The organism is Paraburkholderia sp. BGA-UO-ETr-F12, assembly GCF_059567945.1.
In genome coordinates this window covers 48,579-68,063 of sequence record NZ_JCAQOZ010000018.1, presented here as the reverse complement: position 1 = coordinate 68,063, position 19,485 = coordinate 48,579, and the positions used below count along the sequence as shown (strand labels likewise).

Genomic DNA, 19,485 nt, shown 5'->3' with positions numbered 1-19,485 from the left:
ATCCATGCGCAAACTGCGAGAGTCGTTTCGAGGTGTTACGGCTGCACGATCAACGCAATTTGAATGACGGGAAGTTGAACCGCTGCGGCGGGACCAGTTGACCCGCCGGAATCTGCGTGGTTTCCGGACCGCCGTTCAGATCGAGCGGCGGCGTTGCCGCGCTGCCTGAAGCAGCTTCCGGCGCTGCTGCCGTGCCGGCTTGCGTCGGCGTTGCAGCCGCTGCACCCGAGGCGCCCGACGCGTTCGCGGCAGCACCCTGCGTGCCTGCCGGCGCCGCAGCCGCGCCGCCCTCCACGTCGTCATACTTCGGCAGCGGCGCTTCGTCGCCGTAGTTCGGCAGCGCCTGCGATTGCTTGCCGTCCGACAACAAATACTGGCGGCGTTGCAGATACGCGTTGCGCACGAACGAATACTTGTCCAGCGCGGCGCCTTCGAGCACGTCGCTCGCGCTCAACAGATTCGCACGCGTGTTGATCACATTCAGGCCGTACAACGCCCAGCTCAGCCCGTCCGGATGAATGTAGCTGAGCGGATTGACATAGTAATTACCGATCGAGCCGACCGCATCGCGCACCGTGCTCGGACCGAACAGCGGCAGCACGAGGTAGGGACCTGCCGGCACGCCATAGTGACCGAGCGTCAGGCCGAGGTCGTTGTCGTGCTTGGGCAGCTTGGCGAGCGTCGCCACGTCGAACAGCCCGCCGACGCCGAACACCGTATTGATCACGATCCGCATGATGTCTTCGACGCCATCGGTGATCTTCAACTGCAGCAGGTTGTTCGCCGCAATGTAGACGTCGCCGATATTCGAAAAGAAGTTGGTGACGCTGTCGCGCACCGGCTGCGGCGTGATGAAGACGTAGCCCTTGGCGACCGGCTTCAGCGCGTACTGGTCGAGCTTGTCGTTGACGGTGAAGATGGTGCGGTTCAGGCCCTCGAGCGGGTCGCCCTTGGTCGGGGTCGGCACGCTCGAGCAGCCGGCTAGCGTAGCGGCCGCCAGTGCGAACGTCGCTATCTGGACAGTGCGCACACCTCGTTTGCGTAGGGTCTGCATTTTTATTCTCCTTATTGACCGGCCGCGCCGGAGGCGGGCGGAGTCGATGCCGCCGGCGCGGGCACCGTGGCAGGGGCGGCCGCAGGCGCAGCCGAACCCGCGCCAGGCTTGGACGCACCCGAGTCCGCGGCCTTGCTGTACAGGAATTGTCCGATCAGGTTTTCCAGCACGATCGCCGACTGCGTCATCGAAATCGTGTCACCCGCCTTAAGCATCTCGCTATCGCCACCGGGTTCGAGCCCGATGTATTGCTCGCCGAGCAGACCCGAAGTCAGGATCTTCGCCGAGGTATCTTTCGGAAACGGATATTGCTTGTCGATGTCGATCGTGACGACAGCCTGATACGAATTGCTGTCAAAGCCGATCGAGTCGACCCGGCCGACCGTCACGCCCGCGCTCTTTACCGGTGCGCGCGCCTTCAGTCCGCCGATATTGTCGAATTTGAGCTTGACCGGGTACGTTGCCTGAAACGACAACGAGCTCATATTGCCTGCCTTCAGCGCGAGAAACAGCAACGCCACGAAACCCAACACCACGAACAGGCCGACCCAGAAGTCGAGAGCAGTCTTTTTCATCGTCATCCCAAAGTGAATCCGCCACGCTGCTGCCGCTTCGCTCACGCGCGAACCCGGGCGCGTTCGCTGAGCAGAAACGTGCAGCGCAGTCTTAGCTGAACATCAGTGCGGTCAACAGAAAATCGAGGCCGAGCACCGCGAGCGACGCGTACACGACCGTCTTGGTCGTGGCGCGCGACACGCCTTCCGGCGTCGGCTTGGCTTCGTAGCCCTGAAACAGCGCCACGAAGGTCACCGCGAGCCCGAACACCACGCTCTTGATGACCCCGGCGCCCACATCGCGCCAGACGTCGACACCGCCTTGCATCTGCGACCAGAACGCGCCGGCATCGACGCCGATCAGCAGCACGCCCACCACATAACCACCGAACACACCGACCGCGCTGAAAATCGCGGCCAGAATCGGCATGGCAATGATCCCCGCCCACAGCCGCGGCGCTACCACCACCTTCACCGGATCCACCGCCATCATTTCCATCGCGGTGAGTTGCTCGCCTGCCTTCATCAAACCGATCTCGGCCGTGAGCGACGTGCCGGCACGGCCCGCGAAAAGGAGCGCGGTGACCACCGGACCGAGCTCGCGCACCAGCGAAAGCGCGACCAGCAGCCCCAACGCCTGCTCGGAACCATAGCGGTTGAGCGTGTAATACCCTTGCAAGCCGAGCACGAAACCGACGAACAGCCCCGACACGGCGATGATCACCAGCGAATAATTACCCACGAAGTGGATCTGCTTCGTGACAAGGCGCGGCCGGCGCAATAGTGGGAAAAATTCGAACAGCAGCCGGAAGAAGAAACGCGTGGCATAGCCGGCCGTGCCCAAGCCGTCGATCACCGATCGACCCAAAGCACTGATCATGACTGACCTCCGCCAATGCCGAAGTCCGCCGCGAGCGGCGTCTGGCTGGGGTAGTGGAATTTGAATGGACCGTCCGGCGCGCCGTCGATGAACTGGCGCACCGTGGCGTCGGTCGACGCACGCAGCTCGGCCGGGGTGCCTTCGGCATGCACCCCGCCGTTGGCGAGGAAATAGACGTAATCGGCGATCGCGAACGATTCCGGGACGTCGTGCGTGACGAGAATCGAGGTTGCGCCAAGCGCCTGATTCAGCGCGCGAATCAGGTTCGCGGTGATGCCGAGCGAGATCGGATCGAGGCCGGCGAACGGTTCGTCGTACATCATCAGCTCGGGGTCGAGCGCAATCGCCCGGGCCAGCGCCACGCGCCGCGCCATGCCGCCCGAAATCTCCGACGGTGCGAGATCGCGCGCGCCGCGCAACCCAACCGCGTTGAGCTTCATCAATACGAGATCGCGGATCAGTTCTTCGGGGAGGTCGGTGTGCTCGCGCAGTGCGAACGCGACGTTCTCGAACACCGACATGTCGGTGAACAGTGCGCCGAACTGGAACAGCATGCCCATCTTGCGGCGCAGCGCGTAGAGACCGTCGCGCGTCTGCTGGCCGATGTCATGGCCTTGAAACAGGATCTGGCCGCGCTGCGCGCGCACCAGACCGCCGATCAGGCGCAGCACCGTGGTCTTGCCGCAACCCGAGCCGCCCATGACCGCGACGACCTGGCCACGCTTGAAGCGCAGATTCAGGTTCGACAGGACGAGCCGGTCGCCATAACCGAAGTCGACGTCACGCAGCTCGAGTAAGGTCTCGGGGGAGGAAGACACGAAACTGACAGTCCTTTTACACGGAAGGCCGAATTATAGGGCCATCATGCAAAAGCTGCCGTGAGGTGCCCCGTCCCTTTACTGACTTTGACGATTATTGCGTAAACGCATGTTGCAGCGCAGAAACCGCGGCAGCCGGATCGGCGGCCTCGGTCACGGCGCGCACAACCGCGGCGCAGCCTACACCCGTCGCCAGCACTTGGGGCAGCACCTGCAAATCGATCCCGCCGATCGCCACCAGCGGCACGACGCCGTCGAGCAGGCGCACATACCGCGCCAGACGCTTGAGCCCCTGCGGTGCGGTCGGCATGAACTTGGTCGTGGTCGGAAACACGGCGCCCAACGCAATATAGCTGGGCCGGAAATGCAGTGCTTTCAGAATCTCGTAGAAGCCGTGCGTCGACAGGCCAAGCCGGATGCCGGCGCCGGCAAGCGCCGACAAATCGGCCGTGTGCACGTCTTCCTGGCCCAGGTGGACGCCGTAAGCGCCCGCTTCCAGCGCGGCCAGCCAGTGATCGTTGATGAAAACCTGGGCATCGTGCTCGCGACCCGCAGCGACAGAACGAGCGATTTCGCGCTTCAGTTCGTCGGCGGGTTCGGCCGATTTGCGGCGCAACTGGATTGTCTTTACGCCGAGGGCCGCCACCCGTTCGACCCATTCCGCGGTCGGCAGTACCGGATACAGGCCAAGCCGGTCGGGACAACGCGCAAAAGCTTGCGCCGGCGCGGCCGGCAGGCCGGTCAGACGCGGGAAGCGGGCAATATCGGCCGGAAAGGCGTCGTCCGCACGGGTTTCGTCGCCGTCACGCCAGGCCAAAGCCAGCACCAGCGCGTCGTGCGGATCGAAACCGCAGTCCAGAAACGCCGCCAGCGCGGCTATCCAGTCTTCCGCCAGATGGCCTTCCAACCCGTATTTCTCGCCGCCCAGATGGAGCGTCGCCGCATTCTCGGCTGCGACGATCACGCCGGCGCCCTGCACCTGCCAGCGCGCCACCTGTTCGCCGTGCTGTTGCGCGTCGGCGACAACGATCAGGTCGCCGCCGTTCGGCTCGTCCGGCGCGGTCAGGCAAATGCGCCACGGCGCGTGCGTCGGCGGCCAGTCGCCCAGGCGGGCGCGGATCCGCTCGGCGGCTTCGGTGAGTTCATCGGCGGGCGGCCAGAAGAGGTCGCGGCCGGTCAAAGGCAAAGTTTGCGTCATGCAGCACTCCCGTCTTGATGCCAGAACGGCATGCCGACCACCGGCGTGCTCGCGTGCGCGCTTTCGCGCTCGGCCATCGGCCCCGCCAGAAAAGCCTGGCGGCCCGCTTCGACGCCCAGCGCAAAGGCGCGCGCCATCGCGTCAGGGTGCGTTGCCTGCGACACGGCGGTGTTCAGCAGCACGCCGTCGAAGCCCCACTCCATTACCTGCGCCGCGTGCGACGGCACGCCGAGGCCGGCGTCGACGATCAGCGGCACATCCGGCAGACGTTCGCGCAACACGCGCAGGCCGTACGGATTGATCACGCCCTTGCCGGTACCGATCGGCGCGCCCCACGGCATCAGCGCCTCGCAGCCCGCGTCGAGCAGACGGCGGCCGATCACCAGATCTTCGGTGCAGTACGGCAGCACCTTGAAACCGTCCTTGATCAACTGCGTCGCCGCTTCGATCAGGCCGACCGGATCGGGCTGCAACGTGTAGTCGTCGCCGATCAGTTCGAGCTTGATCCAGTCGGTCTCAAAGATTTCGCGCGCCATGTGCGCGGTGGTCACCGCCTCGCCGACCGTCAGGCAGCCGGCGGTATTGGGCAAAAGCGGCACGCCGTGGCGCTTGAGCAGGTCGAAAAAGCCGGCTTCGGCGCCGCCTTCGTTCATCTGCCGGCGCAAAGCAACGGTCACCATGCCGGGTCGCGCCGCGTCGATCGAATCGGACAGCGATTGCAGCGAGGGATAGCGCGAAGTGCCGAGCAGCACCCGACTCGCGAAGGTTTGGCCGTACAGCGTGAGCGCGTCGGCGGTTTGGGGGGCAGTCATTTGCATAATCCTGGTCTCCGGCAAGGCGTGGTGCGGCGCTTAGCCGCCAGCCACGGGTTGCACGACATCGAGCTTGTCGCCCGGCTGCAGCGCGCGCGCCGCATGCTGGGTGCGCGCGACGAAATCGCCGTTCAGTGCGACCGCGAACGGCGGACGCGCGCCGAACGCGGCGAGCGCATCGGCGACAGTCGCGCCTTCGGGCAGCGACAACGGCTTCTGATTGATATGAATGTCCATGGTGTTCGAATACGGTTCAGTCAATAGCGGGAGCGGCACGTGCTGGCTTGCCCGCGGTTATTTCATCCGCGGATGCGCAACGCTCATGCCGGTTCCCGCGCACAGTCCAGTTGAAACAGCTCGCTCCAGCGCGCAGCGCGTTGCCAGTCGGCGAAAGCTTCGGCGTCGCCAATGCGGCCATCGAGCAGCGCCGCGGCAAAGCGCACGGCTTCGTCGGCGACTTCGGGCACGATCATGTAGCCGTGCCGGTACAGGCCGTTCACGCGCAGCGTCTGCGCGCCGTCCCACAGCAAGGCCGGACGGTGGTCCGGCAAAGTCGGGCGGCACTGCGAATTCAATTCGAGGATGCGTGCCTCGCCGAAGCCGGGATGCACGGAGAACGCCGCGCTCAGCAACTCGAGCGCCGAGCGCACGCTGACCGGCGACATGTCCTCGCCTTCTACCTCGGTCGCGCCGATCACGTAGAGATCGTCCTGCTTCGGCGCGATATACAGCGGATAGCGCGGATGCAGCAATCGCACCGGCCGCGTCAACTTGATGCCGGGCGCATGCACACGGGCGACTTCGCCGCGGATGCCGCGCAGCGTGGGCAGCACCGGTTTCGCGCCCAAACCCCGGCAGTCGATCGTGACGCGCGCAGGCGGCAGCGCGTGATCGTCGACCGGCGTATTCCAGTGCGTATCGACACCGCGCTGCGCCAGACCCGCGGCAAGCGCGGCCAGCACCTGACGGTTATCCAGTTGACCTTCATGCGGCAGCAGCCAGCCCTGATTGAAGCGGCCCGCCAACGCGGGTTCGGCCGCACCGAGCTGGGCGCCGGCCAGCGTCACAAAGCCGCCGTCGAGCAATTCGGCAGGCGCGTTCGAGCGCACGCGGCGCTCGAACAACGGCGCTTCGGTCCGGTCGGCGTGATGCCAGACCACAAGCGTGCCATTGCGCTGGAAGAACACCGGTTCGGGCAATTCGGCCAGCACTTGCGGCCAGGTCTCGAGCGAACTTGCGCCGAGACGCGTGATCAGCAATTCGGCGCTGGCGGCTTCTGCCAGCGGCGCCAGCATGGCGGCGGCGACCCAGGCGGCGGCCTGCGAGCCGGCGGCGTCGCCGCGCTCGTAGAGCGCCACGCGATATCCTTCACCGGCAAGGCGCCATGCGACCAGACGCCCGCACAGCCCGCCGCCGAGCACCGCGAAATCAGGTTGAGCACGACGGTTCATCGCGCCCGCTCCGAGCCGCGACAGACGGCAACGCTCAAGCAGCACGGCGCATCGACGTAAGCGGCTGGAGCGCGGCGAGCAGTAAAACACATGTATGAAGAATAGGCGGTCATCGAGTCCTTTCTGTACGGCCCAAAAACGCACGTACCCAGGACGAAACCGGCGGGTGAGGCCGGCCGGGCAAAACGCGCGTCCCAATAGCTGACGCCGCCCGGCGGGGAATGGAAGACTGGCTGCTTCCGGAAACTTCCCGCGCCGGTATTACCCGGATCGGGTGCAAAGGGTCTCTCTCAGCCTAGCCGCCGCTGCATGAGAATCACGCAGCCTGTGGGCAAAGCACCCCTGTTTCGTCGAAGGTCATTAGACCATAAAAGGCGCAACGCCCGCAAACCGATGGCCCATGCAGGCGCGCGGCAGTTGATCCGGCACCATCTTTCGATCCGCCAATATGGCCGGAGCCGGCGCTCTGGCACAATGCCAGCACCGGATACTGCGGGGCCGCCTGGCCGCACGCGCGGCGTCGAGGCGCAGCCGCCGGGTGGAAATTAATTTTCGCTTAAGGGCCTCGCGCCAGAATCAGGCGCTCACCCGGGCGTGGGTTCGTCGAGCATGACGCCCGGGGCACGTACCGCAAACCGCCGTGGGGTCGGTCCGAAATGGGCCGGCCAGATGGGCCAGCACTTCATCAGGATGCTCATGACACCGAATACCGCTTCCAGCCCCGCGCTGCCGCCGGACGAAAAAGTCTCCGCCTGGAGCCTGATCAAACCTTACTGGGTTTCCGAAGAACGAAAAACGGCGTGGGGGCTGCTCGTCGCGATCATCGTGATGAATCTGCTCGTCGTGTGGATCAACGTGCGCCTGAATCGCTGGAGCGCCGACTTCTACAACGCGCTGCAGACCAAGAACGTGCACGACTTTCCGCACCTGCTGATGGTGTTCACCGGGCTCGCGTTCGGCTTCATCATCCTTGCCGTGTACGGCCGTTATCTGCGCCAGATGCTCGGCTTCCGCTGGCGCCAGTGGCTGACCACGCGTTATCTCAACGAATGGCTGCGCGACAGCGCCTTCTACCGGATCGAACGCGACCGGCTCGCCGACAACCCCGACCAGCGGATCAGCGACGACCTGCAATCGTTCGCCACCACCACGCTCTCGCTAACGCTCGACCTGCTCTCCACGGTCGTCACGCTGGTCTCGTTCATCACGATCCTGTGGTCGCTGGCCGGCGCGCTGACCATTTCGCTCGGCGGCATGCCAATACAGGTTCCCGGCTACATGGTGTGGGCCGCGGCGCTCTACGCCGTGGTGGGCTCGCTGATCATCCAGAAGGTCGGCCACCCGCTCGTGCCGATTAACTACCAGGCACAGAAAGTCGAGGCGGATTTCCGTTTCGGCCTGATCCGCCTTCGTGAGAACGCCGAACAGATCGCCTTCTATAACGGCATGGAAACGGAGAAGACGAACGCGCACACGCTGTTCGGCCGCATCCGCGACAACTGGTGGCAGGTGATGAAGTACACCAAGCGGCTCACCTTCGTGCTGAGCTTCTACGGTCAGATCGCGATCATCTTCCCGATCGTCGTCGCCGCGCCGCGCTACTTCGCAGGCGCTTTCTCATTCGGCGTGCTGATGCAGATCTCGCAAGCATTCGGCACCGTCAGCGATTCGTTTTCGTGGTTCATCAATAGTTACGGCACGCTCGTCGAGTGGCGCGCCACCGTGAACCGGTTGCGCGAATTCAAGCGAATCGTACATGCGCCGCGTCTGAAGGAGTCCGTGTCGCCGGCCACCGCGCATGGCGGCATCAACCTGCATTTCGTCGATGAAGACCGGCTTTCCACCGACGGCCTCCAGCTTGCGCTGCCGAACGGCAACCCGCTGTCGCGCATCCGCGATATCGCGATCACACCGGGCTCGCGCTGGCTGGTGCGGGGTCCGTCCGGCTCCGGCAAGAGCACGCTGATGCGCGCGCTCGCCGGCTTGTGGCCGTTCGGCGACGGTTCGATCGACGCACCGGTCAACGCGCGCATGATGTTCATCCCGCAGGTCAGCTACATGCCGATCGGCACGCTGAAGGCAGCACTCACCTATCCTTCTCCCGCGGACACCTACACCGACGAAGAATGCCGTGAAGCGCTCGTCACCTGCCATCTTTCGGAATACGCCGAGCGCCTGCAGGAATCGGGGCACTGGACGCGCATCCTCTCGCCAGGCGAACAGCAACGTCTCGCCGGCGCTCGCGTGCTGCTGCACAAGCCGGACTATCTGTTCCTCGACGAAGCGACCAGCGCGCTCGATGCGGAAAACGAAGCGCGTCTCTATCACCTGTTCACCGAGCGGCTGCCGAAGGCGGCGATCGTCAGTGTCGCGCATCGCGAATCGCTGGCGGCGTTCCATGGCGACACGCTCGACGTCGAGCGTTCGGGCGAACCGATCGCCGCATAAACAGCACAAGCAGCATCACCAGCCTGCACAGCGAGAGCGACATGAGCCGAGCCGACGACGCGAACAGCACGACTGACATGAGCGACTCCGGCTTCGATCGGGTCGTCCTGATCACCGGCGCGGGCTCCGGCATCGGCGCGGCATTGGCACGGCGCATCGCCGCACCGCGCACCGCGCTGATGCTGCACGCACGCGGGGCCGACGACGAAGCGCGCCGGCGTCTCGCGCAGGTCGCCGCCGATTGCAGCGCGAACGGCGCACACTGCGCGACGGTATGCGCCGATCTGGCTGAACGCGGCGCCCCCGAGCACGTGATTCATCAAACGCTCGCGCAGTTCGGCGCGCTGGACCAACTGGTCGCGAATGCCGGCCACGCGCAACGGCAAACGCTCAACGCACTCGACACGGATGCGTTCAACGCCGCCTTCGCCGCAATGCCGGGCGCCTTCGCCGCGCTCGTCAAGCGAGCCACGCCGGCACTGGCGACCTCGGAGCGAGGCCGCGTGGTCGCGCTCAGTTCGTTCGTCGCGCATCGCTATCGCGTCGATGCGCCATTCGCCGCTACGGCGGCCGCGAAAGCCGCACTCGAATCGCTGGCCAAAACCGCCGCCGCCGAACTGGCGGCGCATGGCGTGACCGTCAATTGCGTCGCGCCCGGCTACACCCGTAAAGATCGCGGTCCAAGTGCCGATAATGCATCGGTGTGGACTCGCGCCGCCGAGGCAACGCCGCTTGGCCACGTCGCCGAACCGGCGGATATCGCGGCGTTGATCGCCTTCCTGCTCTCCGACGAAGCGCGCCACATCACCGGCCAGGTGATTCATATCGACGGCGGCCTCACGCTCGGCTAAGCGGCACGCCGCTCGTCAGCGCGGCAAGGCCGCACGCCTATTTGCGAGACCTTGCTGCGAGACCTTGCGCGCAATCGACCCACACATCGCAACATCCTGAAACACGCGAGAAGAGTTCGAAAGCACTCGCGAAGCGGGCAAGCTGTTCCCCGCTTTGAAAAGCCCCTGCTGCAGCGACGATAGTCGTGCGGGCCGTACCCTCTCCGGTCCGCCACGCCACTCACTGCTACCGGACTCTCCGCACATGTCATTCGATCGCCGCTCTCATCCTTCGACCCAGCGCGCAGCGCTCGCTCTTGGCGCAGCCCTGCTGCTCGCGAGCGCCACGCATGCGGCGCTTGCCGCCCAGCCCGCCGAACCCGCGGACGTTTGCCCCGCGCTCAAACATATCGTCAGTGCTGCCGACTTCAAGCAGTTGCATTCGCAACCCGCCGCGCAACTGCCAGGTGTCTCGGCTGCGGACGACTGCCGCGCCAACGCGCACGCCTACGATTGCCACTGGCGCGCGCACTGGCAAGCCGACGGCGTGGTCAACGATCCGCTCGAGGAGTTCGGCGCCGATATCGCCGCCTGTTTTCCGAACGTCGTGCACGACGTCAACACGCCGACGCGTCAGCATTTCATCGTGACCACCGATGACCGGCGCGTGAGCGTCACGGCCAGCGTGCAAGGGCAAAACGAACTACGCCTGCGCGTCACGCGCTGAGCGTGGACCCTGCTTGCCGCGAGCCGTTACCGTTATCGTTGCCGTTACCCTGCACCGCTGTTCGCAGCGCCCCTTTGTGACGCCGCACGTCTTCACCGCTACCAGGCACCGCATCATGACCTCCATGCCACGCTTGCGCGTTGACGCTTTCACGCGGGCCCCGATGGCCGCGTGGGTCAGGTTGCGGCGGCCCGGTGCCCGGCTCGCTGCCTCGGCCTGCCTCGCGTTAGGCCTGAACGGCTGCGCGTGGACACTGATCTCGGCGGCCGACGCCACCGGCTCCGTGATTCAGGCCGGCTACGCGATCGCCGCGAACTACTCGTCGCCGACCTTCGTCAACGGCCGGCGGGCGGACGTGCACAACGTCTGCATCGAAGTGAATCAAACGGTGTCAGTCGGCGATTTCGTGCCGGCACTGCAGCTCGCGCTCGACCGCCGCGGCATTCGTTCGGACGTCTACAATCCGGGCACATCGCCCGCCGGATGCGAGGCGCGTCTCGTCTACAACGCGGCGATCGATTACGGCCGCCGTTCGTTCAGCGACGAAACGATCCAGTATCTGTCGATCATCGATCTGACGCTGATCCAGCACGGGCGCATTCTCGTCACCGCGCGCTACCAGACCGGCGGCCTCAATACCGACCGCTTCTCCACCGCATCGACCAAGCTCAATGGTTTGATCGACAAGATGGTGGTCGATCAGACCGACCTGGAACGGCAACCGATGCAAACGATGCAGACATCGCTGGCAAACTAGAAGAAGGCCTGTCTGCTTGCTTTCTCTTACACGCGAAAGGATTCGAAAGCGTTACGTGCTTTGCGACGCTCGCGCGGATCACTAAGATGACCTGGATGAACCAATCCATTCTGGTCGTCGACGACGACCCCGTCGTCCGCGAACTCGTCAGCGAATATCTGCTAGGGCGCGGCTTCAATGTGTCCACGCTCGAACACGGTATGGCGCTGCAGCGCGCGTTGCAAAACGAGCGCCCCGCGCTGATCGTGCTCGACATCATGATGCCGGAGCTCGACGGCATCAGCGCACTGCGCGCATTGCGTGTCGCCGGTGACGATATTCCCGTGATCCTGTTGACCGCTCGCGCCGATCCGATCGACCGCGTGATCGGCCTCGAACTCGGCGCCGACGATTATCTCGGCAAGCCATTCGAACCGAGCGAACTGGTCGCGCGGATTCGCACGGTCCTGCGCCGCCGCGGTGCGATTGCGCCGAGCGCGCCGGAGCAACGCGCACCCTATCGTTTCGGCCGCTTCGAGGTGAATTTTCCGGCGCGCGAACTGCGCCGCGATGGGGAACGCATTCCACTGCGCTCGAGCGAGTTCGCAATGCTCAAGGTATTCGTCACGCACGCGATGACGGTACTCACGCGCGCGCAGTTGCTGGAGAAACTGCACGGCAATAGCGAGGCGCATCGCAATCGCAGCCTTGATGTATCGATCTGGCGTTTGCGGCGGCTGATCGAGGTGGACCCGTCCGAGCCGCGCTATGTGCAAACTGTGTGGGGCCGCGGCTACGTGTTCGTACCGGACGGTGAGATCGGCGCGGCGGAACGCAACGCGGCGCCGCTTTCGTAAGACCTGAGAGAGCGTGCCCCGGCGTGTCGCACAACTCGCGCGCACCGCGATCGACTTCAGAAAGTCAGCACGCTCAGAAACATCCTTTGCAGCCAGCCCATCGTGGTGGCGTCGGACACCATCCCCACGCCGGCCTGTTCGATACGTGCATTGGCGACCTTGCTCGACGCGACATAATTCCCGGCTTCGATATCCTTCGGATTGACGATACCCGACAGGCGCAAGCGGTCGCGATTGCCGCTCATCGCGATGACCTTCTCGCCCGACACCACCAGATTGCCGGTCGACATCGTGCCGATCACCGTCACAGCGAGTGTGCCAGTCATGCCGCTGGTGTCGGTGAGACTGCCCTGTCCTTTGTAGTCGGTGCTGGCCGAGCCGACATTGAACAGCCTCGCAAGCCGCGCAGCGGCGTTGGTCGACTGATCCGCAGCGGTCGCGGTGATGCTGCTCGAGCGGCTCGCGGCCGCGGTCGAGCTGTTGTTGCCGCTGTACGACTCCGACAAACGGATCGTCAGCACGTCGCCGATATGCTGCGCACGCGGCGTTTCGTAAAGCAGCAACGGCGCGCCGGCCTGATAGATCGCGCCCTGCGTATTGACGTTCAGCGGCGCCGAGGCGATCGGCGGCGACATCGGCGTTTCAACGATTGACGGTGGCTGGCTGCTGCCGCAAGCCGCGAGACAGCCTGCCGCGCCTAGCGTGACAGTCAGACGTAGCGCAGTCATAGTTGCTCCTTGGCCGGATCGGCCGGAATGAAAACGGACCGTGCGGTCGCGCCGCCGATGCTTCGCTTAACGACGCAATCGACGCCACGCGCGATCCCGCAAACAGCGCGACAGACGAGGCGGCACATCACCCCGCCTCGGCGCCGCTTGCCTGCCACTGCCGCACGACGGATTTCACCCATGCGTCCGAGCCCTTCAACAGATAGGTGAGCGTGCCGTTGCGCGTTCCCGGCAAAAAACACAAGGTGATCGAACTCACCGCGTTGTCCCACACGTAGACCGGCAGCACGCCCGGCGACGACACGCTTTGCGTCACCAGACGCGGCGCGCCATAGCGGTCGGCAAGCGCGTCGCGCAAGTCCTCGGCGGTGATCTCGTCGATCACAAAAGAAATCTCGTACAAACGCAGTGGGCTCTGGCCATCGACACGCGCAAAACGCAGCACGTGCTCCAGCGCCGGTGCGCCGTCGACGACGGCTTGCGACACTGCCCAGCCGTCGTCAGCGCGATGCGCCCAACGGCATGCAACGGTCAGACTCTCCTGCGATTTGAGCCGCATGCCGAGCGCGCCGGCCTGCACGTCCGTCTCGCAGACTGGTACGCTGCCAACCGGCGTGGCACGCACGGTCGAGCCGGCGCGAAATTCGTCGAGCGTGATGCCGAGCGAGATGCCGCGAAACGCAAACGGCATGTCCTGCGAGCGCCGGCGCGCCTCAGGCAAAGCGCTCTTCGACGCAGCACCGGCTGCGTTCGCGTCGCGCGCGACCGGTTGCGCCTCGGCGGCCACCGAAAACAGGCCGCCCAGCAACGCGAACGCAAAGGCAATCCGTTTGAGTGTCATGATTCAGTCGATGGCGGATGCACACATGTCGAACGGTGTGGCCGCGGCATGGCCGACGACCGGAATGATTTTCAGCGTGGCCGACGTCAGCCGGCACGGCAGCGCGGCAACGGCGCAGCCGCCGAGTGGCAGCAGCGCCGCGCCGAGCATCAACCACGCAGCGACACGAACGATGCGCTCAGGAATGCTTGAGGTCGACACACGGGCCTCGATGCGTCAGGCGGTCGTGTTGACGTGATGCCCGACGAGCCCGGACGGCAGCGAGGGCGGCGACGGCTGCGCCTCGCTAACGGACTCCGGTGCCTGCGGCGTCGCCGCCGCGGTGTTTGAAGTTGCGGGCTTTTCCGCCGCCGACATGGGGGCGAGCGAAGAAAAGCGGGTTGAACCGAGATGGCTGTGAATGGTCATGATGAGCCTCGCGTGGCGCTAGGTTTCGATTTCACGCCGCTTGCCGTGGGCCCAAGGCGTTAGGCTGTTTTCGACATGCGACGCAACGTACTGCACGACGAATCATCTCGCTGCACAGGCGGTGGCGATGCACGAAGGAACACGCGCTTTCCGACGGTTCTTACGACCCGTTGCGACCCATTGCCGGCGGTAGCAATTGGGGGCGGATTTGATCCTGTGGAGCCATTCAAGCCATATAAAACGACTGCCACACCGAGTTACACCCGGTCGGGGCATTACTCACCCATTACGCGCGCATTGCCAAATATGTGGCCGTGAAACAGGCGGTGAGCCTTTGGTGGCGGGACTGACGCCGGAATCTGCAAAGACGCTGCGAGTTTAGGTAAGCATTGGTAAGAAAACAGTCGGGCGTGCGTCGCGCGGGCCGGTCTAGAATTTCGCCATGAATCCACAGGTCCTTATCGTCGACGACGATCCGGTCGTACGCGATCTGCTTTGCAAGTTTCTGCAGACGAACGGCTTCGACGCGTCCGTGCTGCACGACGGCACCCATTTACAACGCCGGCTCGAACGCGAACGGCCGTCGGTCGTCGTGCTCGACATCATGATGCCGAACACCGACGGCTTACGCGCGCTCACCGCACTGCGCGCCGCCGGCGACGACATCCCGGTGATCTTCGTCACGGCGCGCGGCACGGTGGCCGACCGCATCGTCGGGCTATCGCTCGGCGCGGACGACTATCTGACCAAGCCGTTCGACCCTCGTGAGCTGCTCGCGCGCATCCACACAGTGTTACGCCGCCGCGGGCCGTCCACCACCAGTGCGCCGGAAGCCCGCAAGCCGTATCGCTTTGGCCCGTTCGAACTCGACTTCGCCACCCGCTCGCTGTCACGCGACGACACGAAGCTGCCGCTGCGCGACAGTGAATTCGCGCTGCTAAAGATTTTCATCAACAATCCGTACAAGGTGCTGTCGCGCGTGCTGATTCACGATCTCGTGCATCGCGACAACCTCGCGTTCCGCGACCGCAGCCTCGACGTGCCGATCTGGCGTCTGCGCCGCGTGATCGAGGACGATCCGTCCAACCCCTGCTACGTACAGACGGTGCGCGGCAAAGGCTACGTGTTCGTACCCGACGCCGACGGCACCCCATTCGCCGACGAGGCTGCCTCAAGCGCATGAGAAACCCGCTGAACACACTGTTCGGCAGAATGGCGTTGCTGTCGACAGCGGTGTTGTTCGCGATTCAGGCCGGCTGGTTCGTGCTGGTGGTGATGCAGCCGCCGCGTCACGAAATCGACGGCTTCGCGCGCGGCATTCTGCTGGTGCTGCAAGCCATCAACGGCGAGCCGATGAAGGGCGCCGCGCTGGCGCCCGCCATGCGCGTGCATCTCGTGCCCACCTGGAACATGCCGTCGAGCGTCCATCTGCACGCGCCCTCCGCCCATCCGCTGGTCGAACTGAGCCGGCATTTGCGCGAGAACCTGCCGCCCGGCACGCAGATCGCCGTCGACGACCTGCGTCCGCCACAGTTATGGGTACTGCTCCCCGGCAAGTCCAACTGGGTTGTCGTGCCGGTCGACGTCCCGCCGCGCCCGCGCTTCCTGATCGAATCCATCTCGATGCTGGCGGCCGCGCTGATCCTTTCGCTGTTCGCGGTCTGGCAGATGCAGCGGCCGTTGTCGCGCGTGGCCGATGCGGCCCGTGCGTTCGGTTCGGGCGGACGGCCAGAACCCGTGACCGTGCAAGGCCCGCGCGAGTTGCGCGATCTGATCGGTTCCTTCAACGACATGATGCGGCGCCTGAATGAGGCCGGCGACGACCAGGCGGTCATGCTGGCCGGCGTCGCCCACGATCTGAAAGCACCGCTGACGCGATTGAAGTTGCGCGCGAGCGTGCTGGTCGCGGAAAACGAGCGGGCCGGCCTGATCCGTGACGTCGACTCGCTGACCAACATCGTCCAGCAGTTTCTGGAGTTTGCGGGCCAGTCCGCCGATGCGGGGCCGCCGGTCGAAGTCGACGAATTTCTGCGGGAACAGTTTTCCGCCAGCGACAGTGCCGAGACACCGTTGTTCACGCTCGATCTGCGCGCCGGTTCGTCGTTCGCGCTGCCGCGCACCCTGCTCGACCGGCTGGTCACGAATCTTGTCGACAACGCGCTCGAGCACGGCTCACCGCCGGTGGACATCGCCACGGCGCGCAACGACCGGCATTGGATCATCAGCGTGCGCGACCACGGCCCGGGCATTCCCGACGACCGTGTCGCGGCGGCGATGAAACCGTTTGTGCGGCTCGATGCCGCGCGCGGCGGCGAAGGTCATTGCGGCCTGGGTCTCGCGATCGTCGCACGGCTTGCGCACGATCGCGGCGGGCGCTGCCAGGTAGGCAATCATGCGCAAGGCGGGCTGGAAGTACGAATCGAATTGCCGGTTGCGCCGGCACAGTCATGAGGAAGGTGGGGAAGGGCTGAGCAGGGTTCACAGGCACGAGCGCTTACGCGTCCTTACTGAACGGGTTTGCGCGGGCATTGCGGCCTTATAGTCGCCCCCGGCAACCTCGATGCCGCCCTTCTCTGTCCGCCCGGTTACATGGGGCGGACTTTTTTTCGTCTGTCCCGCCGGCGTGTTCCGCGCGACACCTGGCGCGGCCAGCGCAAATCACACGACGAGGCGGGCGTGCAACATGTCGATCGTCGCTTGCGAGAGGCCAAGGCCTTGCGTCAGATAGCTCGCCATCGTGCCGTAGCTAGCCTGCACCTGATCGAACCCTGCTTGCAGATAATTTTCCTGGACATTGAAGAGCGGCGACTCGATCGCTGCGACAGTGTCGCCATCCTGCGCCTGCAACGTGGCCGTCCGCGCCTGGATCGATTGAGCCAGATAGACGTTGCTCAGCAGATAGTCCTGCATGATGACGTCGAGCGGCACGTTGGCGATGCTGAGCAGGAGCGCCGCAACCCAGCCGGCGCGATCCTTACCCGCGCTAGAATGGAACAGTTGCGCGCCGGCGCCATTGGCGAGCCGCGTGAGGAGTTCACCATAGCCGACGCGCTGGGCCGCGCCGGTGACATAGGCGCGCGCCTCGCCCTCCATGAACGCGACGGCGGCCGCCGCCGTATCGAACGTCGGCGTAACGAAATCATTGACGCCCAGCACATCGAGCGTCTCCGATATCGCGCCGCTCGGCAAGACATCCGCCGTGCGTGCAATTTCGCCGGGCGTGCGCAGATCGTAGACCGAAGCAATGCCGAGTTTGTTGAGCGTGGCGGCATCGGCAGTACTGAGAGTCAGCGCGTTCGCGCGATAGAAGGCGCCACGGCGCATCTGCTTGCCGTCGACCGTGGGGTAGCCGGCGGCTGCGCCCGCTACGTCGCGAAAGTTACTCACCGAGGCGAGGCGCGGCGTGGCCGGCTGGTCGGTGTCCAGATTTCCGCCCCCACAAGCCGATAGCAGGGTGCTCCCCATCCCGGAAAGCAGCAGCGCACTTGCCGAAGATCTCAGGAACGCGCGGCGCGAGTAATCTGCCCGCAAAGGCGTGCTCGCGGGGCGGCGGAACGGCGAGCAGTTTTTTGCGGTTGCGGGCATTGGCAGTGACGAGCGCGGACGTGAGGAGGGTAGTCGCAGCTCGAGCGCTGCCGGCGCAGTTTAACGGCGGCCGATTATTTTTGGGTTACATAGTAGTAGTTGGTAAGGAACCGGAATGGAGTTCCTTACCTGTCCCTTAGCCGTCCCTCAGCCGTCCCTCAGCCGTCCTTTAGCCGTCCTTTAGCCGGCTGCCATTTTTGACCACAACTGGCCGCACCCGCCCCATCACCTTAGAATACAAAAAACCCACGATCACGCCGCCGCAAGGCAAAAACCACTTGGAGACAACAAAAAAACATGCCCTCTCTCCAATGGTTCACCGAACTGACACAGCGCGAACGCCGCACCCTCTATGCCGGCTTCGGCGGCTACGCAGTCGACGCCTTTGATTTCATGATCTATTCATTCCTCATTCCGACGCTGATCGCGACGTGGGGCATGACCAAAAGCGAAGCCGGCATGATCGCGACCAGTTCGCTGATTTCGTCGGCGATCGGCGGCTGGCTCGCCGGGATTCTCGCCGATCGCTACGGACGCGTGCGGGTCCTCCAGTGGACCATTGCCACCTTCGCGATCTTTACCTGCCTGTCGGGCTTCACCCACTCGTTCTGGCAACTGCTGACCACCCGCACGCTGCAAGGCATTGGCTTTGGCGGCGAATGGTCGGTCGTGACGATCATGATGGCCGAAACCATCCGCTCACCTCAGCATCGCGCGAAAGCCGTGGGCACCGTGCAGAGCAGCTGGTCATTCGGCTGGGCCGCGGCTGCCATCATCTATTGGGCGTTCTTCGCGCTGCTGCCGGAACAGTATGCATGGCGCGCCTGCTTCTGGATCGGCCTGCTGCCCGCGCTGTGGATCATCTACATCCGCCGCAATGTCAGCGATCCGGAAATCTTTCTCGAAACCCGCCGGGCTCGAGATAGCGGTTTCGACACCTCGCACTTCCTGCAGATCTTCGCCTTCCCTCACCTCAGAACGACCATCCTGGGCAGCGTGCTCTGCACCGGCATGCTCGGCGGCTATTACGCGATCACCACCTGGCTGCCGACCTATCTGAAGACCGTGCGCCACCTGTCAGTCTTCAACACGAGCGGCTATCTGATCGTGCTGATCGTCGGCTCGTTCACTGGCTATATCGTCGGCGCGATTCTGTGCGACAAGATCGGCCGCCGCGCTTCGTTCGTGCTGTTCGCGATTGGCTCGTTCGTGCTCGGCATGGTCTACACGATGCTGCCGATCACCGACGGCATGATGCTCGCCCTCGGCTTCCCGCTGGGTATCGTCGTGCAAGGGATTTTCGCGGGCGTGGGCGCCTACCTGTCGGAGCTTTATCCGAATTCGATCCGCGGCTCGGGGCAAGGCTTCTGCTATAACCTGGGCCGCGGTCTCGGCTCGTTCTTTCCGATCCTGGTCGGTACACTGTCACAAACCATGACGCTGGTGAAGGCGATGGGCATCATCGCCGGGTCGGGCTATCTGCTGGTGATCGTTGCCGCGGTGTGTCTGCCGGAAACCAAGGGCAAAGTGCTCGGCGCGACTCGTCCGAGCGCCTGAA

Annotated in this window: 21 protein-coding genes and 1 riboswitch; of the genes, 8 read left to right on the top strand and 13 right to left on the bottom strand. The window is 64.6% G+C overall.

Going from position 1 to position 19,485, the window contains the following annotated elements; translation table 11 throughout:
* Positions 1-49 precede the first annotated feature (49 nt).
* The 8 genes from AC57B6_RS07320 to AC57B6_RS07285 form a co-directional block, all read right to left on the bottom strand.
* On the bottom strand, positions 50-1,054 hold the full coding sequence (locus AC57B6_RS07320; RefSeq protein WP_278500312.1) for an MlaA family lipoprotein: 1,005 nt from the start codon (positions 1,052-1,054) through the stop codon (positions 50-52).
* An 11-nt stretch (positions 1,055-1,065) separates the two neighbouring features.
* Positions 1,066-1,629 carry an outer membrane lipid asymmetry maintenance protein MlaD gene (gene mlaD / locus AC57B6_RS07315; RefSeq protein ID WP_028199631.1) on the bottom strand — a complete coding sequence of 188 codons (564 nt, stop codon included), beginning with the start codon at positions 1,627-1,629 and terminating at the stop codon, positions 1,066-1,068.
* Between the two features lie 91 nt (positions 1,630-1,720).
* The gene (gene mlaE / locus AC57B6_RS07310; RefSeq protein ID WP_030100676.1) at positions 1,721-2,488 is read right to left on the bottom strand and encodes a lipid asymmetry maintenance ABC transporter permease subunit MlaE; all 768 of its coding nucleotides are present in this window, start codon (positions 2,486-2,488) and stop codon (positions 1,721-1,723) included.
* Positions 2,485-3,306, bottom strand: a complete 822-nt coding sequence (locus AC57B6_RS07305; RefSeq protein WP_496420927.1) for an ABC transporter ATP-binding protein — start codon at positions 3,304-3,306, stop codon at positions 2,485-2,487. Before AC57B6_RS07305 ends, mlaE begins: the two co-directional genes overlap by 4 nt.
* A 94-nt stretch (positions 3,307-3,400) precedes the next feature.
* Complete coding sequence (gene thiE / locus AC57B6_RS07300; protein WP_496420926.1) at positions 3,401-4,504, bottom strand: thiamine phosphate synthase; 1,104 nt, start codon at positions 4,502-4,504, stop codon at positions 3,401-3,403.
* Positions 4,501-5,316: a thiazole synthase gene (locus AC57B6_RS07295; protein ID WP_030100674.1), complete on the bottom strand. Its 816-nt coding sequence runs from the start codon at positions 5,314-5,316 to the stop codon at positions 4,501-4,503. Before AC57B6_RS07295 ends, thiE begins: the two co-directional genes overlap by 4 nt.
* 39 nt (positions 5,317-5,355) lie before the next feature.
* Complete coding sequence (gene thiS, locus AC57B6_RS07290) at positions 5,356-5,553, bottom strand: sulfur carrier protein ThiS (RefSeq protein WP_028199627.1); 198 nt, start codon at positions 5,551-5,553, stop codon at positions 5,356-5,358.
* Positions 5,554-5,636: 83 nt separating this feature from the next.
* Positions 5,637-6,767 (bottom strand): FAD-dependent oxidoreductase, encoded by a 1,131-nt coding sequence (locus tag AC57B6_RS07285; protein WP_496420925.1) that lies wholly within the window; start codon positions 6,765-6,767, stop codon positions 5,637-5,639.
* A gap of 230 nt (positions 6,768-6,997) precedes the next feature.
* Positions 6,998-7,121: riboswitch (TPP riboswitch) on the bottom strand.
* A 342-nt stretch (positions 7,122-7,463) separates the two neighbouring features.
* Here AC57B6_RS07285 and AC57B6_RS07280 point away from each other — a divergent pair.
* The 5 genes from AC57B6_RS07280 (at position 7,464) to AC57B6_RS07260 (ending at position 12,365) form a co-directional block, all read left to right on the top strand.
* Positions 7,464-9,215, top strand: coding sequence for an ABC transporter ATP-binding protein/permease (locus AC57B6_RS07280; protein WP_030100672.1), 1,752 nt, complete (start codon positions 7,464-7,466; stop codon positions 9,213-9,215).
* A gap of 77 nt (positions 9,216-9,292) precedes the next feature.
* Positions 9,293-10,066 carry an SDR family NAD(P)-dependent oxidoreductase gene (locus tag AC57B6_RS07275; RefSeq protein WP_028199624.1) on the top strand — a complete coding sequence of 258 codons (774 nt, stop codon included), beginning with the start codon at positions 9,293-9,295 and terminating at the stop codon, positions 10,064-10,066.
* A 244-nt stretch (positions 10,067-10,310) separates the two neighbouring features.
* Positions 10,311-10,772 (top strand): hypothetical protein, encoded by a 462-nt coding sequence (locus AC57B6_RS07270; RefSeq protein WP_030100670.1) that lies wholly within the window; start codon positions 10,311-10,313, stop codon positions 10,770-10,772.
* Positions 10,773-10,887: 115 nt separating this feature from the next.
* Complete coding sequence (locus tag AC57B6_RS07265; RefSeq protein ID WP_496420924.1) at positions 10,888-11,529, top strand: hypothetical protein; 642 nt, start codon at positions 10,888-10,890, stop codon at positions 11,527-11,529.
* Positions 11,530-11,624: 95 nt separating this feature from the next.
* Positions 11,625-12,365 (top strand): response regulator, encoded by a 741-nt coding sequence (locus AC57B6_RS07260; RefSeq protein WP_028199621.1) that lies wholly within the window; start codon positions 11,625-11,627, stop codon positions 12,363-12,365.
* Between the two features lie 56 nt (positions 12,366-12,421).
* On the opposite strand, the gene AC57B6_RS07255 is transcribed toward AC57B6_RS07260, so the two are convergent.
* The 4 genes from AC57B6_RS07255 to AC57B6_RS07240 form a co-directional block, all read right to left on the bottom strand.
* The gene (locus AC57B6_RS07255) at positions 12,422-13,093 is read right to left on the bottom strand and encodes a flagellar basal body L-ring protein FlgH (RefSeq protein ID WP_496420923.1); all 672 of its coding nucleotides are present in this window, start codon (positions 13,091-13,093) and stop codon (positions 12,422-12,424) included.
* A 127-nt stretch (positions 13,094-13,220) separates the two neighbouring features.
* Entirely contained in the window at positions 13,221-13,934 is a 714-nt protein-coding gene (locus AC57B6_RS07250) for a hypothetical protein (protein ID WP_496420922.1), read from the bottom strand.
* Positions 13,935-13,937: 3 nt separating this feature from the next.
* Positions 13,938-14,135, bottom strand: a complete 198-nt coding sequence (locus AC57B6_RS07245) for a DUF6726 family protein (protein WP_028199618.1) — start codon at positions 14,133-14,135, stop codon at positions 13,938-13,940.
* Between the two features lie 15 nt (positions 14,136-14,150).
* Positions 14,151-14,342, bottom strand: a complete 192-nt coding sequence (locus tag AC57B6_RS07240; protein WP_028199617.1) for a hypothetical protein — start codon at positions 14,340-14,342, stop codon at positions 14,151-14,153.
* A 442-nt stretch (positions 14,343-14,784) separates the two neighbouring features.
* Between AC57B6_RS07240 and AC57B6_RS07235 the strand changes: the two genes are divergently transcribed.
* Positions 14,785-15,525: a response regulator gene (locus AC57B6_RS07235; protein WP_028199616.1), complete on the top strand. Its 741-nt coding sequence runs from the start codon at positions 14,785-14,787 to the stop codon at positions 15,523-15,525.
* Entirely contained in the window at positions 15,522-16,793 is a 1,272-nt protein-coding gene (locus AC57B6_RS07230) for an ATP-binding protein (protein WP_028199615.1), read from the top strand. The genes AC57B6_RS07235 and AC57B6_RS07230 overlap by 4 nt, the downstream gene beginning before the upstream one ends.
* A gap of 207 nt (positions 16,794-17,000) precedes the next feature.
* Here the strand turns inward: AC57B6_RS07230 and AC57B6_RS07225 are convergent, their stop codons facing one another.
* Positions 17,001-17,927, bottom strand: coding sequence for a tyrosine-protein phosphatase (locus AC57B6_RS07225; RefSeq protein ID WP_183803353.1), 927 nt, complete (start codon positions 17,925-17,927; stop codon positions 17,001-17,003).
* 297 nt (positions 17,928-18,224) lie between these two features.
* Between AC57B6_RS07225 and AC57B6_RS07220 the strand changes: the two genes are divergently transcribed.
* A complete protein-coding gene (locus tag AC57B6_RS07220) occupies positions 18,225-19,484 on the top strand; it encodes an MFS transporter (RefSeq protein WP_496420921.1) in 1,260 nt (419 codons plus the stop codon).
* The last annotated feature ends 1 nt before the right edge of the window (position 19,485 follow it).

Coding starts and splice junctions, on each gene's coding strand:
- thiE (WP_496420926.1), bottom strand. CDS start 4,504: ATGACGCAAACTTTGCCTTTGACCGGCCGCGACCTCTTCTGGCCGCCC.
- AC57B6_RS07260 (WP_028199621.1), top strand. CDS start 11,625: ATGAACCAATCCATTCTGGTCGTCGACGACGACCCCGTCGTCCGCGAA.
- thiS (WP_028199627.1), bottom strand. CDS start 5,553: ATGGACATTCATATCAATCAGAAGCCGTTGTCGCTGCCCGAAGGCGCG.
- AC57B6_RS07235 (WP_028199616.1), top strand. CDS start 14,785: ATGAATCCACAGGTCCTTATCGTCGACGACGATCCGGTCGTACGCGAT.
- AC57B6_RS07275 (WP_028199624.1), top strand. CDS start 9,293: ATGAGCGACTCCGGCTTCGATCGGGTCGTCCTGATCACCGGCGCGGGC.
- AC57B6_RS07225 (WP_183803353.1), bottom strand. CDS start 17,927: ATGCCCGCAACCGCAAAAAACTGCTCGCCGTTCCGCCGCCCCGCGAGC.
- AC57B6_RS07285 (WP_496420925.1), bottom strand. CDS start 6,767: ATGAACCGTCGTGCTCAACCTGATTTCGCGGTGCTCGGCGGCGGGCTG.
- AC57B6_RS07250 (WP_496420922.1), bottom strand. CDS start 13,934: ATGACACTCAAACGGATTGCCTTTGCGTTCGCGTTGCTGGGCGGCCTG.
- AC57B6_RS07320 (WP_278500312.1), bottom strand. CDS start 1,054: ATGCAGACCCTACGCAAACGAGGTGTGCGCACTGTCCAGATAGCGACG.
- AC57B6_RS07280 (WP_030100672.1), top strand. CDS start 7,464: ATGACACCGAATACCGCTTCCAGCCCCGCGCTGCCGCCGGACGAAAAA.
- AC57B6_RS07265 (WP_496420924.1), top strand. CDS start 10,888: ATGACCTCCATGCCACGCTTGCGCGTTGACGCTTTCACGCGGGCCCCG.
- AC57B6_RS07220 (WP_496420921.1), top strand. CDS start 18,225: ATGCCCTCTCTCCAATGGTTCACCGAACTGACACAGCGCGAACGCCGC.
- AC57B6_RS07240 (WP_028199617.1), bottom strand. CDS start 14,342: ATGACCATTCACAGCCATCTCGGTTCAACCCGCTTTTCTTCGCTCGCC.
- AC57B6_RS07230 (WP_028199615.1), top strand. CDS start 15,522: ATGAGAAACCCGCTGAACACACTGTTCGGCAGAATGGCGTTGCTGTCG.
- AC57B6_RS07295 (WP_030100674.1), bottom strand. CDS start 5,316: ATGACTGCCCCCCAAACCGCCGACGCGCTCACGCTGTACGGCCAAACC.
- mlaE (WP_030100676.1), bottom strand. CDS start 2,488: ATGATCAGTGCTTTGGGTCGATCGGTGATCGACGGCTTGGGCACGGCC.
- AC57B6_RS07270 (WP_030100670.1), top strand. CDS start 10,311: ATGTCATTCGATCGCCGCTCTCATCCTTCGACCCAGCGCGCAGCGCTC.
- mlaD (WP_028199631.1), bottom strand. CDS start 1,629: ATGAAAAAGACTGCTCTCGACTTCTGGGTCGGCCTGTTCGTGGTGTTG.
- AC57B6_RS07255 (WP_496420923.1), bottom strand. CDS start 13,093: ATGACTGCGCTACGTCTGACTGTCACGCTAGGCGCGGCAGGCTGTCTC.